Raw genomic sequence first — 17,038 nt, 5'->3', positions numbered from 1 at the left:
AAACGATTATAATAAAGATGTCAATTGAAATATTTTCTAAAAATTAAACACTAGTGATAATATATATTAAAATTTTGCCTATACTCAGAAATTATATACTCTATGATATATTTTCACTAGTAAAATTTAATTTACTTTTAAAATCCTTATATTCATAAAACAAGTATTTACCTAACCTCCATACACTATTTTTGGTCCTCACGATGTCCTCCAACACATAAAAACATAGTAATTCATATCGGTAAATTATTACATGCTTTTTTCTATAATCCTTAATATTACTGAGTTTAAGAGTTAAGAGTTACTAAAAATTTACCTTCAATATTTTTTAGTAACTCTCATAATCTTTTTAAGCTTTTGTATGTACACTTGTAATCATTAGTACCGCTAGAATTACGCATATTTTTTAAGTAGTATACTATACAAATGATTTTCTATGTTTAATCACTCTTTTCTAAATAGCATAGTTTTCTGAAAAGAAAATAATTTTTCTACCCTTTCCAGTACGACACAAAAATCTATACCTTTACATTCCAATTCCATCTTGCATTTATTGTATCTATAAATTTATTGACTTGTTCTTCTGTTAAATCTTTCTCTCCAGTTACTACGTTAATGTATCCTTCAAGTTTCCAAGTTTCATCATAAGGTTTTTGAGGTACTTTCCATCTAACCGAAAATCTATAATTGTCTTCATTAATTTTTACTTGTAATGACAATATATCTCCATTAAGTATAAAATCTTTCATTTCCATCTTACAAATACCTCTTAATTGTTTATTTCACATAAGATTACGACTATAGTTCAATATTACCATTTATTAGTACAAAAATAAAGATTAAGTAAACTTCAGTCTTCATTTTATATAACTTTTCTATTTACAAATATATCTACAAATAGCCATTTATAAAGCTTCATGGATAATCGTAAATAGTAATATTTTATCATAATTCATATATCACCTTCTATATAAAACATAAGTAAGATAACAAAATTGTTTCTAGTCATATTTTATTACCACAATTTACTTGTTTACAACTCTATTTACTAAATTTATAATAAAACCACTAAGGAACTTTTATACCATCAATTAATATATCAACACAATAAGAAAGAGTAGAAATAATTGAGAACCATCCAAATCTCATTATCTACTCTTTTTTATTATATAATTTTTATAACATAGTCACATAAGATTTCTACCTAATACAAAGTTACTTTATCTTCAATTGATCTTTAATACCATCTTCTAACTGTTTTTGAATATCGTTCTGAGAAGATTGAATTTTACTGTTAACTTTATCTGTTATTTCTTTTTTTGCTTTTGATTTCTCATTATCAATAGCAGCACCAGTTTCTTTCTTTAAATTTTCTGTATAATCTTTCAGTTCCTTATCAGACCTACTACTTTCACTTTTCTCGTAATTTTGCAAGTCTTTAACAGTTTCAATACTTTTTGAATTAATATAATTTCTAATATCTTCCTTATATTTATTTAAATTGCTATTCACATCTGTATCAGCTTGTCCCAATAAATGTTGTTTTATAGATGAAATACCATTTTGAATTAAATTTATTATATTAGAATTTATTGATGTTGCATAAACTTGTCCTGCTCCTAAAAATATTCCACCTACTAATGCTGTAACTATACTTACCTTTTTAAACTTATTCATGCTCAATCTCCTCCCAATTATACTCAAATATGTTTAATGCTATTTTATATCCATTTAATGCTCCTATTTTAGAGTACAATAAAATATTATCATATGAATGTAAACTTAACAAATGTAATTGTTGGACAAGTAAGTAAATTCATCCTAACTAAGCAGAACATACACTAATTGTTACTTTAAAAACTATAGTATTAACTAAATCTTTATCTTCAATGATATTTATGCAATAATTTTTGAAAAATGTAGTTTAAAAAAGAAAGTATAAAAATTTTATAATAAAAAAGACTTAAATTAATAAATCTTTAGCTAATTGAAAACATCTCTTAATAAATTCTTGAAAATCCTTATTCATAAAATTATATCCGATTCTTTGTGTTTAAGTTAGATCATATAAGTTTTTCAATACAACTTAAAAAGCTATACCTTTTAGAAATGACTTTTTATTATGATTGATTTATATAATAAGAAAAATATGTCTTAATTGCTGTTGTATCCACTTGTAGAAGTGAATTTACCCACCCACACAAATTGGTATTCATCCTTAAATCTATTATATTAGATTGAATTATACTTATAGCTCCTTCGCCAATATAAGTATCTGCACCTCTTTGAAGTTCAAGGGCTACTAGATTACTAGTAAATATGCCTTTTTTATACTAGTCTTAATCTCTCTATTAAAAAAATCCAGTTTTATAACTATTCTGTCAATTCTATTAAGTACTCCATCAGTTACATCTACATTTAATATCAAATTATCTGTGTTAATATAAACATAACCATTAATCTAAGTCTTACCTGGTTTAACGGTTACTATCATATTTATTGCTATTTGTTACTACTTGTAAATTTGTATTTGATTAGGAAACATATCATTAGTAACTAAACTATTGAAAAACTCTGCAAAATCACTTGCTTTATATTTTCTATCACTATTATACTAAATCACTTTTTTTAAATTTAAAAAGAGCTTGAACTAAGTTCAAACTCTTTTAATAATTTTATCTTGATTGGCGAGTTATTGTAACTCTTTGATTGTCATCACTTATTAAAACAAGTAAATTTTCATTTGCTGTTTTTAAATCGTTCATAACATAATCTCTGTATTCTATTAGGTTATAAAGATTGTTTCCTATTTTTCTTGCCATATCTTTATCTTGAACTAAATTGCTTTTTAGAACAATTTCTTGTAAATAATTTTGTATATAAGCCTCTGACCCATTTTTATCATGAGGATTTTTCTTAATAGTTTCCAACACATTTTCTATATCTTTAATAGTTAAAATTCCATATATAGAATAATTTTTGTTTGGTGCATTTATATGTGCTAAACAAAACTCACCATCTCCATTAGTTAACATTACATATTTAGAAGAACCACTAATATTATCGGCAAAAACATCTACAAACCATGATTCTAAATATGCTCTATCTGTACTTTTAGGTATAGCTTTTGAAGCCAAACTTAATAAACTATAAGAAATATTATTGGCAACGTTTTTGCTTACTCCATTTTCAATTAATACACTTCTAATTCCATCTGAATTAGGTGATACATTTTTTCTTGCACAATCTCTAATATACTCTTCCACTTCATGAATTACACCACCAGGAAACTCATAATAAACTGAAAATTTTTGATTAATAGGTATTATAGAATTAACATTAACTTGAGATTTCAAGTTTTCTTTCACATCTATAGATCTTTGAACAGGCTGATTAGATTTCACTGATGCTGCTTTAACATTTCCTCCTAATACTACACTGCTTGACCCAATAATTGACAATGCCATTAAAGTAGCTATTATCTTTTTTGATTTCATAACCTTTATCCCCCTTCATATTTTGTAAAATATTGATATTTAATACAATTAAATGATAATGTATTTTTACATATTTGTCAAATTATACCCATTATGGTATAATTAAGAACAAATTTGTTGTAATATATTCATTTTTCAGAATAATTTAATATTCTTTTACATTTTTGTTTCAATAAAAAATATCAATTTAAAACATTGTTAAATCGCATAATTACTCTCCTTAATAAAGATTTTATTATACATTTTCACAAACACATTTATCATTAAAATTAAAATTGTTTTCTAATAATACTTCAAATTCAAATAAAAAATTACTTATTAACAATTTTTATTAAAATACTTTATACTATAATTTTTCACTATATTTCTAAATCACACTATATTTTCTTGGTTTTAATCATTCATTTCTTGCATTTTATTAATCTCATTAACATTTACAATATCATTAATTTCATCAAAAACAGGAAAAATATCAATACATCAGTGATTCATTATAGATTGGCTTTGTGGAACTTAGTCAAAGGTAAATCCTATCTAACACTGATTGCCGAAAAATGTTATACAGGTGAACAACATGCTAACACATTGTATAATGATCAAAAATACCTCTAATAACAATAAAAAAATAAAACAAAATCTCAGTTTCCAAAAAGATTTAGACAGTTAATATAAAAACATCCTTCAAAATTTTATTTTTTATAAGTTAAAAGAGAGCCTTTAAGACTCCCTTGCTTTTATAATATCTTTTTTATATTATTATTACCATTATTGTCATTTACAAAAACACTTATAGAACCTTTATTTATAGTTATATAATTGCCTCTATCTAAATGTATTCCCATACCACCATCTGTTCTTTTTTCTATATAAAAGTTCATATTAGGAATTTGATAATAATTTATCCCTTTTGGTATACTCTCTTCATACTTAACAGGTGAAGTTTTATTGGCTTTTATTAAAGTTCTATAATAATAATGACCTTTATTATCATTACAGATTATTTCAATTTCACCTTTTCTTATAGTTATATAATTTCCTCTATCCATATGAATTGAAAGTCCACCATCTTCTCTGTTTTCAAAATAAAAATTTGTTCCTGGTATTTGATAATAATTATTTCCATCGGGAACAGATTCATCATATTTAGAAGTAAGAAAATTATTTTCTTTTATGTCGATTAATACATTAGAATCACCATACCCATTATTATCATTCACATAAGCACTTATAGAACCTTTATTTATAGTTATATAATTGCCCCTATCTAAATGTATCCCCATCCCTTTATCCTCGCGTTTCTCAAAGTAAAATGGCATATTAGGAATTTGATAATATATAATACCTTCGGGAATAGTTTCATCATATTTAGGGGCAATTTTCTTTTTTCGATTAGTTTCCTGTCCAATAAAAATATTATCTATAAAATAATCTAAGTCCACATTTCCAACTATTCCATTTAGTTGCCCTTGATCTGTATATTGCCATGAAGCATTGTCTGGATATAAGTTTGGCTGCCTACCATAACTTGCAATCCATAAAGGTATACTAGGTATATTGTTTTCAAGATATGCATGAAAAAAGTTGTCACCTGTATATATACCAATTTCATGACCTTGATTTCTTACATAATCAATAAATGTGTTAGCGTAATTAATAGCAACTTGTTTATCCCATTTATCATCAATTTCTATATCTAACCACAAAACTGTATCACTCTCTAATCCAGCAATAGTTGATAAAAAATGTTGGGCTTCTGCAATAGGATTTGTTGAATTATATTGTGCAAAATGATAAAACCCTATCTTAAGACCAGCATCTTTTATTCTTGGATATCTATATTGTAATAAACTATCTACATGGCTTGTACCTTGGGAAGCCTTTTGTATTACAACCTCTATACCTGCATTTTTAACATCATTCCAGTCCTGGATATTATCACCTTCATAAATATCTATGCCTTTCATATAAATCACCTCCTATTTAATTTTATGTTGACAAGTCTTAAGTGTGCAATTTATTTGAACATTTTGTTTTGTATTGTATAAAAAAAGACTTAAATTAATAAGTCTTTTAGTCGTAAAAGTTGTATGTTTTCATAAATATCCATAATTTAATATAAATACTGATATATAAGTTCTCATATTAGATTATACTAAATATTATAATATAAAATATGGAAAGACACCCTTTCGAGTGCCTTTTTTGATACAATTTTTGTAATTTAAAATTTAATAATGAATTGGCTCATTTTCAGATCCTATATTATTAAATTTGTTTCCATCATAGTAAAAATAAAGTGTTTGTCTTTTTACAATATTTCCATATTTGTCTATTGCTCTTACAGTAGCAAAATATATATCTTTCCTATATCTTGAAACACTTTAAATATCTGGACTATGAAAATTATGATTGCTAACTCCTCCTATTCCAGTTTCTTGAAGATAGCGTGACTCAATTTTCATTATCTTGTATCTATATGTTGGTATTTCAGGTGTTGTATTCCACATAAGTACTCCGTTAGATGTAATATGAACATCTGAAAGAAAGTCACTTACATCCATTGTATAAGTACTTGTACTATTTAAGGATGCAGCTTTAGCCGTTCCTCCAAATATAAAGCTACTTGATCCAATGATTGATAATGCCATTAAATTAGCTATTATTTTTTTGATTTCATAATGTTTATCCTCTTCCACATTTTATAAAATAATTTAATCAATTTTGATATTTTGTTTCATATAAAAATATCAAAGAAAACATTATTAAATCACATAACTACTCCATTCAATATACATTTTCATAAACACGTTTACCATGAAAATTAAAGTTATCTTTAATGATTTAAATAGTATTATATTAAAATAATAATTACAATTAAATTATATTTGTACTAACTCAGGTGCTGCAACATACTCATTTCTATTTGACTGTAAGATATAAATTCCATCATCATTAATACGTTTTAAGCAATCAGGACCTGAATAACATAGTGCTTCTGCTACAGCATATACTGTACCTTGAGAACTCCAAATACCATTATCCAACAAAAATGTTGATAAATTAGTTTTAGAATATGGTTTACTTTGTGTATTTAAGTAATTAATTACTTTTTGTATATTGCTTCTAGATATATAGCGACGATAATTATAATATGAAACAGATGGATTTCTAGGTACAATAGTATATTTATTTTCATAATCTATAGGTGATTTTAGAAATGATATTCCATAATCTGACACTTGAGCTGTGAATGCACTAATTCCATAAAGAACTATAATACGTGAAATAGTATTAGCAACTGTAGTAGTAGCATAGCCTTTTGCTACTATATAGTCAGCTAAACCTTTACTAGAAGTTGTACCTGATAAGTAAGCAGTATATATACTTATACAAGCATCCTTATCTAATGTACAATAAATTGAATACGAGTCAGAAACATTTTGTGTCATTGAAATGCTTTGATGTTTTGTAACTTTATTAACTTCTGATGCTTGTACACTGTTAAATATTGCTCCACTTGATCCAATAATTGATAAGGCCATTAAACTAGCTACTATTTTTTTTGATTTCATAATATTTATCCCCCTTTATGTTTTGTAAAATATTTGTATTAAATATAATTAAATGTTAATACATTTCTACTTATTTGTCAAATTGTACTATTTTTGGTATTATTATTAATTTATTTGATGCAATATATTCATTTTTCAAAATAATTTAACTAATTTTGCATTTTCGTTTTATCATAAAAATATTAAAATAAAATGTTATTAGGTCACGTAATTACTGAACTTAATAAATATTTCACTATACATTTTAAGAAATACATTTATCATTAAAATTAAAGTTATTTTAAATAATATTTCAAATTTAATTAAAAATTACTTATTTAATAATTTTTGCCAAAATATCTTTTACTATAATTTTTATATTGTATAATTAAATCTAATAATCTTTAATTAAATAAGTATCTATCTGGATTTTTAAAGTAGACTTTTTAATAATTACTTCCGTATAAATAAATCTTTTATCAATATATTTTTTTAGTTTTCGTACGTTTTATTCTAAATTTTAAAAGCTCTTTTTTCATAAAATTACTTTCTACTGCTGAATTAAACTTATTAGTTTTTACATATGAAATTCCTTCTGCTATTGTCTAAGAAGTAAATGATTCACACAAAATTATAGATTTTTTCTCTTCATTTAGCTGGAAGATAAGCACTGCTACGCACTTAGATAAGTTCTTCTAAGAACAACTTGATTCATCTTATGAGATTCTTTATTATTGATAATAATTATATAACTCCTAAAAATAAATATAGGTACTGTAAGATTATCCTTAATCTCACAGCACCTTTAGTTCTCTTATGTCCTAATTTATTTTATTTTCATACTTAATTTAATTTTTCTATAATGTAAGATGTATTTTTAACAAATTAACTTACAATTCTACTAATTTATTGTATAGTATTTATAAGTATAGTATAATTTAATCATAAATTGAATTTAATAAAATTCTATGATTTAGTAATAATGTTAAAAGGAGTGAATATCATAATGAATAATTTCCAAAATATGAGTATTCCTGAATTAGGAAAAGAACTTGAAAACATTAAAGATGATCTTGAAGATACAAAAGAAGAAAGATCACTTGTACTAGGTCAGACAGGTATTCATTTATCAGGTACTACAGTGAAGAAATTCGAAGAAGAGATAAACGAACTAAACCAACGTATTAATGAATTAGAAGAATTGTTGCAAAAAAAACGTTCTCTTTAAAAAGTATAGAATAATTTTCTATACTTTTTTTATTGATAATTTAATTCTTAGCTTACATGTTGTTTTTTATATATCAGGCTACAATCCACACTTATAAAGTGTTTTTTTATTTTCATTTTCTATTTTCATCACCTTATCATTTTCAGATTTGTTTATGCCCATATTATACACTACATATAAGTACTAAGAATATACTACATATATATATCATAGTTATTAATATAAATTCTTCAGGGAGGTATAATATTTGGAAAACTTAAATTTGAGCTATACTATGAAAAAGAAAACAGAAAAACTTTTAAAATTGAAAAATGAGTTGGATAACAAAAAGGGAAAGCTTATCCTTTCATCTGGATTTACAGGAATGCTTGTAGTATATGTTGGTTTATCTAATGATAGATATTTTGATTATGCAGCAGCAGCATTTAATCCTTCCATTCCACAAATATATGGATTGGAATTTTTTGATTTAGTACTATTGATTTTAACATTAACTAGCGGATTTATTCTATATAATGAATTAAACAAATTCAATAAACTTAAATCCTCTTATGAATCTCTAAAACAAAATATCAAAGAATCCATTAATAGCGATTTTTGTAATTGCTCTACTACTTGCCATTGTAAAGACAATTATATTATATTCATGGAAAGTAAAGGAATAGACTTGATATAGATATATATTTGAATTTATTTGATTCTTTTATAATCATGATAAAATTAAGAAATAAGTTTTAATATTTATTTGTATTGGTTAAATAGGTTATTAATTCATCTTATTTCCATCCAATTCATAAATAAATCAATTATATGTAATTCATTGAAAAATTTTCACATCATGGGAATCCTTGATTTACCAAGGTTTTTGAATAAACTCTTTAAGCCTCCTTAATAAAAAATTTATTATAATATAATTGGTACATTTATTGCTTTACTACATTTAAGTAAAATATAACTAGGAGGTCTTACAAATGGATTGCATAGAAATTATAAATGAACTTATAAAAATTGATAGTTCAAATTTAAAGGGAGCAAATAAAGCTATAAATTTTTGTAAAGATATATTGACGTCTAATGGGCTAAAACCTAAAATAATAGAAAATAACGGATTTAAAACTTTAATATGCAATATTGGTTCTGGAAATAAAAAGGTCATATTAAATGGTCATTTAGATGTTGTTCCTGGAACTCCTGATCAATTTATACCTTATATGAAAAATGGGAAGCTCTATGGCAGAGGCAGTGCTGACATGAAAGCTGGAGCTGCTGCTATGCTTAACACAATTTTAAATCTTAAGGATAGAAATCTACCTTGTAATATTGAACTGCAATTAGTTACAGATGAGGAAACTGGGGGCTTTAACTGCTCAGAATATTTATCTAATAATGGTTTTACAGCAGATTTCGTTATATGTGGCGAACCTACTCAATTAGGTATTGGCATACAATCTAAAGGTATATTACAATTTTATTTAGAATTTGCAGGAAAATCCGCTCACGGCAGTAGACCATGGCTTGGTGATAACGCTATAATAAAAGCTTATGAAGCCTTTAAATTAATTGAAAATCTACCTTTTGCTAAAGAAAAATCAGAACTTTATGATCACCCTTCCATTAATTTATCAAAAATTGAAGGTGGAGATGTTTACAATAAAGTACCTGATTACTGCAAAATGTATCTTGACATAAGGTTTCTTCCTGAACAAAATCCTAAAGAAATAATAAGACAAATTGAAGAAACTACTGGAACACATGTAAACATTCATTCAACAGGAGATGCTGTAAAAACCAAAGTTGATGATATATATGTAAAGAAATTAGAAAAATCAATTTCCAAAATATCTAATAATAAACCCGAAGTATTTGGACAACATGGTTCAGCTGATACTAGATTTTATTCTAAGCACAATATACCTGCTATAGAATTTGGACCTGCAGGACAAAATTGGCATGGCAAAGATGAATTCTTAATAGTGGACTCTCTCTATGCATATGAGAAAATGCTTATGGACTTTATCTTGAATTTAGGCTCTATTTAATAATTGAACTTTCTTTAGAGGACAGTGAATGAAGAAAACTCACCTTCATTGTCCTCTGTCAATTGTCCTATCAAAAAAATTTAGTATCTATAGAAATTCAGTTAATTACTCTATTTTTAGTTACAAATAAAAAAGCCTACTTAAAATTATATATACTAATAAATTAGTTACCTATAAGAAAATCTAAAACATTCCATCCAGCTGCAGATTGTGCTTTATATAATTCAGTATATCCACACTTTGTACAACTAATAGTGATAAACTTTTTATTCTGTATGTCAAATATTTTCGAGAAATTTCCACCTGTTGCTTGAAATTGGTCTGATTCATATTCCCTATTGCCACATTTTGGACAAATATATTGTTTCTTTTCCATCTCAAAACCTCCTTTTTATTTATTATAATCATACATTAATTATACCATGTACTAATCAATTCACTACAGCTTTTATACCAACATATGCCTTATCTAAATTTCCTATACATAATTCTTCATACTAATACCCTCTATCAAGTATCAGTATTAATCAATAACATTAATGATTTAACAATTCATCAATACTATACTAGTTAATAATTCCCTCCATAAATCCAAGAAAAATACTTACTGCAAGAAGGTCTGCCGAACCACCTGGACTTATATTTTTTTTCACGAACTCTATATTCATAATTTCTAATTTTTTTCTCGCATCAATTTGATTCATTCCACCAGATTTTATAAAGTCTCCTGACACCTTTTTAGTATAAATAAGACTTTCAATTCCTCCTCTAATAACTACATTAGTATCTTCACTTTCCATCATAATACTCATCAAAACTTGTAAAAATAAATCATTAATAGAAAGTTGTCCACTTTTACACCATTTTCTAATAATTGGTATCGCCTGATTTTGAATAGTTTTAAAACCACCTTCAACCTCACCACGTATTCCTTTGAATCCATATTCTTTAAATAAACGTTCACCATGAGTTAAGTTGTTCTTTTCATTAATTGCTTTAAAATCTTTAACCGTTAAATCCTTGGCAATATTTTTTACTTCATCACAAATTTCTTCTATAAAAAATTTTTCTTTTCTATTCTTTCTATATAAATTACCTACTGCTGCACAAAGAACTCCTAATGAAAATATTATTCCTTTATGAGTATTAACACCTTTTGTAGCTTCAAACATAGCTTTCTCACATTTAATGCCTGGAGCCCTCAAGTTATCCATGAGCTTTGTACTGTCTAGCTCATTAAAAGAAATACCCTCAAAAGCACATTCATAAAAACCATTATAAAGTGCAGAACTACTTGCCATGAAGGTAAAAAAATCCATGTCCTTATGCGAACCTGTATTCTCACGATCTACTAATCCAGGTTTAGGCGTTGTGCTAACCTCATAAAGTATTGACCTTTGTGCTAAAGAAGCTATATAATGTGCAAATTCATTATTTTGTTTCAATATTTTATTCCTCATCTTTCATTGTTTGTTCTAATTAAAATTTACATTTTTTACAAATTCAATCGTACAATCCACCATAAAAAAACGCCTTTCTATTGTAAGTATATTATACTACACAATAAATTTTAAACAATAATAGCTATCAGAAAGCCTGATTCCATTTTAAAAACAGTTTTCTGGAAAAATCAAAAGCAAATTTAATAAAAAACTTGTGCTTTATTTTACCATCCAATGGTAATCACTTCAACATTTGTTTATTATGTTTACAAACGTTAAACATTTGTAAAACCAACAAACAAATTTTGAATATTACTTTTTTATATGTTATAATTTGAATTATAATACTCAAAAACTTTCAATTAGCAATATTTATCTAAATTTTATAATATTACAGGAGGTACCCATGATTAATCTATACGGCGAAGGAGCATATTTATTAAACGGTAATGATTTAATTTTTAATAGCAAAGAATCTGATGAATGTATTAAATCTAAGCTAGGTGAAAAATATCTTAATAAAGAAGAAGCTAAGAAAAATACAATAGCTTATGGTATTTTACAAAATCACAATAAATCAGGAAATCCTGATAAATTACAATTAAAATTTGATGCTTTGACATCTCATGATATAACTTTTGTAGGTATTGTTCAAACAGCAAGAGCTTCAGGCCTTGAAAAATTTCCAATACCTTATGTATTAACAAACTGCCACAACAGTCTTTGTGCAGTTGGAGGAACAATTAATGAAGATGACCATTTATTTGGATTATCAGCAGCTAAAAAATATGGCGGAATTTTTGTTCCACCACATATTGCAGTTATCCACCAATATATGCGAGAAATGATGGCTGGATGTGGAAAAATGATTCTAGGTTCAGATAGCCATACTCGTTATGGTGCATTAGGAACTATGGCAATAGGTGAAGGTGGTGGAGAATTAGTTAAACAGCTGTTATCCACCACATATGATGTAGATTATCCTGAAGTTGTTGGTGTTTACCTTACTGGAACTCCGAATCCAGGTATTGGACCACAAGACGTTGCTCTTAGCATAATTGGTGCTGTATTTAAAAGCGGCTTCGTTAAAAATATGGTTATGGAATTTGTTGGACCTGGAATTAAAAACTTAAGTGTTGAATATAGAACTGGTATAGACGTAATGACTACTGAAACTACATGCCTTACATCTATTTGGTGTACAGATGATAAAGTAAAGGATTATCTTGAAGTTCATCAAAGGGGAAATGATTACTCAGAACTCAACCCAAGTGAAGTTGCGTATTATGATAAGATGATAACTGTTGACTTATCTAAAATACAATCAATGATAGCACTTCCATTCCATCCAAGTAATGTTTATACAATTAATGAACTTAATACTAACATGATGGATATTTTAGATAAAGTAGAAAAAGAAGGACAAAAACTCTTCAAAGGAACTGACTTAAAATTCTCATTAAAAGATAAAGTTATAAATGGAAGGCTATTTTCTGAACAAGGATCAATTGCTGGATGTGCAGGTGGAAATTATGAAAATATTTGTGCAGCAGCAAATATACTCGACGGAAAATCTATTGGAAATGCCGAATTTACCTTGAGTGTTTATCCATCAAGTATGCCAGTGTATCAAAGCCTTGTGGATAACGGAATTGCTTCAAAACTTATACCAACAGGAACTGTTTTAAAAACAGCTTTCTGCGGACCATGTTTTGGTGGCGGAGATACTCCTGCAAACAATTCTTTATCAGTTAGACATACTACAAGAAACTTCCCTAATAGAGAAGGTTCAAAGCCAGGCGATGGACAAATAGCTTCAGTTGCATTAATGGATGCTCGTTCAATTGCAGCAACAGCAGTTAACAAAGGTCTTATTACAGCAGCCACTGAACTTGAAGGAATTAACCTTAAAATTCCAAAATATTACTTCAACAAGACTATATATGATAACAGAGTATTACAATCTTATAATAAAGGAAATGATGATACGGAATTAAGATTTGGTCCAAACATAGCAGATTGGCCAAAGATGGAGCCATTAACAGACAACATGCTTCTTCAAATAGCTTCAGTATTATTAGATCCAGTAACTACAACAGATGAGCTTATTCCTTCAGGAGATACTTCAAGCTATCGTTCAAATCCTCATAAGTTAGCAAGCTTTACACTTTGTAGAAAAGACCCAAACTATGTAGGTCTCTCAAAAGAAATTCAATCTGCTGAAATTAATAGATTGGAAGGAACTACTCCTGAGGAAAATAACGAAGCTTTAAAAGAAGCCTATGAAAAGCTTGCAATTAAATTCAATAACTTTGATAAAAAGAACACACTTATTGGAAGCATGATTTATGCAAATAAACCAGGAGATGGTTCTGCAAGAGAACAAGCAGCAAGCTGCCAAAAGGTCTTAGGTGGATTTGCAAATATAGCAAAAGAATATGCTACTAAAAGATATCGTTCAAATCTTATTAACTGGGGAATACTACCATTACTTATAGATGGTGAACCAGATTTTAAATGTGGAGACTTCATTTATCTTACAGATGTAGTGAATTCAATTAGAGAAAGAAAACCTAAAATCAAGGGTTATATCGTAAATAATGAAATGAAAGAAATATCCTTGAGTGTTGGTCAACTTACAGACAATGAAATAGAAATCTTATTATCTGGCTGCTTGATTAATTTTAACAAGACCAAAATGAACAAATAATATGCAATGCCAACATATCAAGGTAGTTCAAAACTGAATGATTAGTTTTGAACTACCTTAATTGTCTTTTTATTTTTTAATATACTCAACTTTTTCAGAGGACAAAGGACAATTGACAGAGGACAGTAAAGGAGGATTTTTCTCCGCTATGCTACGAAAAATCTTTAATTTAAAAGAAGCTCAAGTTCTTTTGTTTCTTAAGTGTACTCTTTAAGTAAGCAATTATCTGAAGATCATAGATTTAGCTTCCTGCTTAAGCGATGTTTTGCATTAGCAAAACAAGCTTTAAAAATAAATTAGTTTTCTGACGTAAGGAAGAAGACTCACCTTCATTGTCCTCTGTCCTCTAAAAATTTGTGTCACATTCTGCTTAGTATATTAACTTAAAATTTTGTATGTGCAAAATTGAGTTAATGTATTAATTAATTTTGTTAAATCTTGCTATAGTGCTATAATAATATTATTAATTTAGAGTATGAGGAGATGTAATTATGAACGATATAAATAAAGAATTAGAACTGCTTCATTCTGATGCTAAAAGAGATCCTTTGTTAAGAGAAAAGCTTCTTGCAACACGTTCAGCAGATGATCCTATGGATGAATTTTGCAAAATAGCCTGTGCAGCAGGACATAACATAACTGTTGGTGAACTTTTTGCAATTGGACAAGAATTTAGTGACAACCAATGCAAAAGCACAAATGGTGGAAATCCATACCCATATGACTCTTTTGATGACACATATGAAACTTTTCTAGCTTCTCTATAAACTTCACATTAAATTTATACGGAGTTGGAGGTACTTATTATGCATGAAAAATCATTATTAATAATTGATTGTCAAAATGATTTTATAACTGGCACTCTTGCATGCCAAAATTCAGAAAAAGCCGTATCAAATATTATAGACTATATTAATAAAAATCCAGAATTAAAAGTATTTTATTCCTGTGATTGGCATAAAATTACTAATAAATCATTCCAGAAAAATGGTGGAACATGGCCTATTCATTGCGTTGAAGACACAGAAGGCGCTTCACTTTCTAAGAAATTTACTCTTGGAATAAAAGATAAAAACAAATCCCCCAAAAATGCTGAAATTGTTTTTAAAAAAGGTATAAATGATGACGTTGAAGAGTATTCAGCCTACAATGCATTAAACATAAAGAATGAAAAACTATGCGATACACTTGATAATGAAATTGTAATCTGCGGAATTGCCAGTGAATACTGTGTTAAAGAAACAATACTTGATCTTCAGAAAAATGGATTTAATATTACTATTCTTGCAAATGGCCTTGGATACGTTGATAAATCCAATCATTCAACCACTTTAAAGGAGTTTGAAAAAAGCGGCACACATATTATTTATTAATAGTCTATACCATATATTCATAAGCATTCTGCTTCTTTAATTTATCTGCCTTTATAGTGACATAGAGAAATTTACGTATATAATATGTTGTTTTTACATTCAACATAGGCTTCACTTATAAAAAGCAATATGTAATTTTTCTAATACATAAAAAATTACATATTGCTTTTTAACCAACTTTATTCTATTTAGATTTTTTAATCAAACTTAATATTACACTTTTTTAAAATACTAATAGCCATGCTTGTATCTGTAATAAGGGTATTAATAAGGTTACCTTTTAACGCACCAATTGTAGCATCTGTCTTATGTTTTCCCACTACTATTCCTATACGGTATCTAACCTTTAATATAGATTCCATGTCAATTCCTACAACTTTTTTATTAATATCTATATCACACACACTACCATCTTTATCAATAATACGCCCATAAATACTTCCTACTGCATTTATATTTTCTAGATCGCATTTGTCCATATATTTTCCCCATATGTTACTATATAAAGATGTACATGTTTCTCCACCTATACCAGTAAGAATAATATTTGCTTTTTTACCATATTCAAGGGCATCCTTAATAACAGGCTCATCAATTATTTTTTCTCTTATATAATCATTTTCAATATACAAGGGTGCAAGTAAAAATTTATATTTACCATTATACGCTGCCGCTAAATTTTTAATAAGCTCTGGTGAATCTAAAATAGGATTATCTTTAGCCACACTACCAACTATCTGCAAAGCAGTAATATTCATGAACTGACTATTATTAGCGCTAATCTGATTTATTATATTATAAATAGTCTTTCCCCATAAAACACCTATTATTGAATCTGGCGTAATTATTCTATTTAGATACTCTGCACCTAACTTACCTAGCTGTCGTAAAGTATCTTCGTATGGTATATACTGATTATTCAGAATAATAACATTCTGCAAAGCAAAATTTTCTTTAAATATATTTTCTAACTTTGTATTCCTATTATTAGAAGTATGCACAGTTATTTCTACTATATTTTTGTTTCTTGCATCTTGAATCCATTTTGAAACCTTAAATCTCGTTGTTGAAAAATAGTCTGCAATTTCAGATTGAGTTTTATTTTCATTGTAGTACATATGTGCAACCTTGGATAAAACCTCATTTTTTTCTTCTTCATTCATTTTATCATAATCATTAAACATTATTATCCCTCTTC

General features: G+C 27.2%; 15 protein-coding genes. 6 read left to right on the top strand and 9 right to left on the bottom strand.

Features of this window, described 5'->3' with window-relative positions; all coding sequences use genetic code 11:
- Positions 1-518 precede the first annotated feature (518 nt).
- From EG57_RS0210705 to EG57_RS0210680, 6 genes are all read right to left on the bottom strand, one after another.
- Positions 519-755 carry a hypothetical protein gene (locus tag EG57_RS0210705; RefSeq protein WP_032077202.1) on the bottom strand — a complete coding sequence of 79 codons (237 nt, stop codon included), beginning with the start codon at positions 753-755 and terminating at the stop codon, positions 519-521.
- 460 nt (positions 756-1,215) lie between these two features.
- Positions 1,216-1,677, bottom strand: coding sequence for a hypothetical protein (locus tag EG57_RS0210700; protein WP_032077201.1), 462 nt, complete (start codon positions 1,675-1,677; stop codon positions 1,216-1,218).
- A 998-nt stretch (positions 1,678-2,675) separates the two neighbouring features.
- The gene (locus tag EG57_RS0210695; RefSeq protein WP_032077200.1) at positions 2,676-3,497 is read right to left on the bottom strand and encodes a hypothetical protein; all 822 of its coding nucleotides are present in this window, start codon (positions 3,495-3,497) and stop codon (positions 2,676-2,678) included.
- 734 nt (positions 3,498-4,231) lie between these two features.
- Positions 4,232-5,461, bottom strand: coding sequence for a GH25 family lysozyme (locus EG57_RS25415; RefSeq protein ID WP_052037832.1), 1,230 nt, complete (start codon positions 5,459-5,461; stop codon positions 4,232-4,234).
- 417 nt (positions 5,462-5,878) lie between these two features.
- Positions 5,879-6,145, bottom strand: a complete 267-nt coding sequence (locus EG57_RS0210685) for a hypothetical protein (protein ID WP_032077199.1) — start codon at positions 6,143-6,145, stop codon at positions 5,879-5,881.
- A 231-nt stretch (positions 6,146-6,376) separates the two neighbouring features.
- Positions 6,377-7,069 carry a hypothetical protein gene (locus EG57_RS0210680; RefSeq protein WP_032077198.1) on the bottom strand — a complete coding sequence of 231 codons (693 nt, stop codon included), beginning with the start codon at positions 7,067-7,069 and terminating at the stop codon, positions 6,377-6,379.
- Between the two features lie 961 nt (positions 7,070-8,030).
- Here EG57_RS0210680 and EG57_RS0210675 point away from each other — a divergent pair.
- From EG57_RS0210675 to EG57_RS0210665, 3 genes are all read left to right on the top strand, one after another.
- Positions 8,031-8,276, top strand: coding sequence for a hypothetical protein (locus tag EG57_RS0210675; protein ID WP_242859836.1), 246 nt, complete (start codon positions 8,031-8,033; stop codon positions 8,274-8,276).
- 247 nt (positions 8,277-8,523) lie between these two features.
- On the top strand, positions 8,524-8,952 hold the full coding sequence (locus EG57_RS0210670) for a hypothetical protein (RefSeq protein WP_032077196.1): 429 nt from the start codon (positions 8,524-8,526) through the stop codon (positions 8,950-8,952).
- Between the two features lie 295 nt (positions 8,953-9,247).
- Positions 9,248-10,315 (top strand): M20 family metallopeptidase, encoded by a 1,068-nt coding sequence (locus tag EG57_RS0210665; protein WP_032077195.1) that lies wholly within the window; start codon positions 9,248-9,250, stop codon positions 10,313-10,315.
- A 163-nt stretch (positions 10,316-10,478) separates the two neighbouring features.
- Here the strand turns inward: EG57_RS0210665 and EG57_RS0210660 are convergent, their stop codons facing one another.
- Positions 10,479-10,691 carry a zinc ribbon domain-containing protein gene (locus EG57_RS0210660; protein ID WP_032077194.1) on the bottom strand — a complete coding sequence of 71 codons (213 nt, stop codon included), beginning with the start codon at positions 10,689-10,691 and terminating at the stop codon, positions 10,479-10,481.
- A gap of 190 nt (positions 10,692-10,881) precedes the next feature.
- The gene (citG, locus tag EG57_RS0210655; protein WP_032077193.1) at positions 10,882-11,760 is read right to left on the bottom strand and encodes a triphosphoribosyl-dephospho-CoA synthase CitG; all 879 of its coding nucleotides are present in this window, start codon (positions 11,758-11,760) and stop codon (positions 10,882-10,884) included.
- 403 nt (positions 11,761-12,163) lie between these two features.
- Here citG and EG57_RS0210650 point away from each other — a divergent pair, with 403 nt between their 5' ends.
- The 3 genes from EG57_RS0210650 to EG57_RS0210640 all read left to right on the top strand — a co-directional run bounded on the left by EG57_RS0210650 (position 12,164) and on the right by EG57_RS0210640 (position 15,840).
- The gene (locus tag EG57_RS0210650) at positions 12,164-14,467 is read left to right on the top strand and encodes a hydratase (protein ID WP_032077192.1); all 2,304 of its coding nucleotides are present in this window, start codon (positions 12,164-12,166) and stop codon (positions 14,465-14,467) included.
- A gap of 491 nt (positions 14,468-14,958) precedes the next feature.
- Complete coding sequence (locus tag EG57_RS0210645; RefSeq protein WP_032077191.1) at positions 14,959-15,234, top strand: Nif11 family protein; 276 nt, start codon at positions 14,959-14,961, stop codon at positions 15,232-15,234.
- 39 nt (positions 15,235-15,273) lie between these two features.
- On the top strand, positions 15,274-15,840 hold the full coding sequence (locus tag EG57_RS0210640; protein WP_032077190.1) for an isochorismatase family protein: 567 nt from the start codon (positions 15,274-15,276) through the stop codon (positions 15,838-15,840).
- 197 nt (positions 15,841-16,037) lie between these two features.
- On the opposite strand, the gene EG57_RS0210635 is transcribed toward EG57_RS0210640, so the two are convergent.
- Entirely contained in the window at positions 16,038-17,024 is a 987-nt protein-coding gene (locus EG57_RS0210635; RefSeq protein WP_029162388.1) for a sugar-binding transcriptional regulator, read from the bottom strand.
- Positions 17,025-17,038: the final 14 nt, after the last annotated feature.

Source organism: Clostridium drakei (genome assembly GCF_000633595.2).
Taxonomy (GTDB): domain Bacteria; phylum Bacillota; class Clostridia; order Clostridiales; family Clostridiaceae; genus Clostridium_AM; species Clostridium_AM drakei.
This window is presented reverse-complemented; position numbering and strand designations above follow the sequence as displayed.

Excerpts from the sequence above, each read along its gene's own strand:
- EG57_RS0210685 (WP_032077199.1), bottom strand. The coding sequence starts at position 6,145 with ATGGCATTATCAATCATTGGATCAAGTAGCTTTATATTTGGAGGAACG.
- EG57_RS25415 (WP_052037832.1), bottom strand. The coding sequence starts at position 5,461 with ATGAAAGGCATAGATATTTATGAAGGTGATAATATCCAGGACTGGAAT.
- EG57_RS0210635 (WP_029162388.1), bottom strand. The coding sequence starts at position 17,024 with ATGTTTAATGATTATGATAAAATGAATGAAGAAGAAAAAAATGAGGTT.
- EG57_RS0210640 (WP_032077190.1), top strand. The coding sequence starts at position 15,274 with ATGCATGAAAAATCATTATTAATAATTGATTGTCAAAATGATTTTATA.
- EG57_RS0210700 (WP_032077201.1), bottom strand. The coding sequence starts at position 1,677 with ATGAATAAGTTTAAAAAGGTAAGTATAGTTACAGCATTAGTAGGTGGA.
- EG57_RS0210650 (WP_032077192.1), top strand. The coding sequence starts at position 12,164 with ATGATTAATCTATACGGCGAAGGAGCATATTTATTAAACGGTAATGAT.
- EG57_RS0210665 (WP_032077195.1), top strand. The coding sequence starts at position 9,248 with ATGGATTGCATAGAAATTATAAATGAACTTATAAAAATTGATAGTTCA.
- EG57_RS0210695 (WP_032077200.1), bottom strand. The coding sequence starts at position 3,497 with ATGAAATCAAAAAAGATAATAGCTACTTTAATGGCATTGTCAATTATT.
- EG57_RS0210660 (WP_032077194.1), bottom strand. The coding sequence starts at position 10,691 with ATGGAAAAGAAACAATATATTTGTCCAAAATGTGGCAATAGGGAATAT.
- EG57_RS0210645 (WP_032077191.1), top strand. The coding sequence starts at position 14,959 with ATGAACGATATAAATAAAGAATTAGAACTGCTTCATTCTGATGCTAAA.
- EG57_RS0210675 (WP_242859836.1), top strand. The coding sequence starts at position 8,031 with ATGTTAAAAGGAGTGAATATCATAATGAATAATTTCCAAAATATGAGT.
- EG57_RS0210705 (WP_032077202.1), bottom strand. The coding sequence starts at position 755 with ATGGAAATGAAAGATTTTATACTTAATGGAGATATATTGTCATTACAA.
- EG57_RS0210680 (WP_032077198.1), bottom strand. The coding sequence starts at position 7,069 with ATGAAATCAAAAAAAATAGTAGCTAGTTTAATGGCCTTATCAATTATT.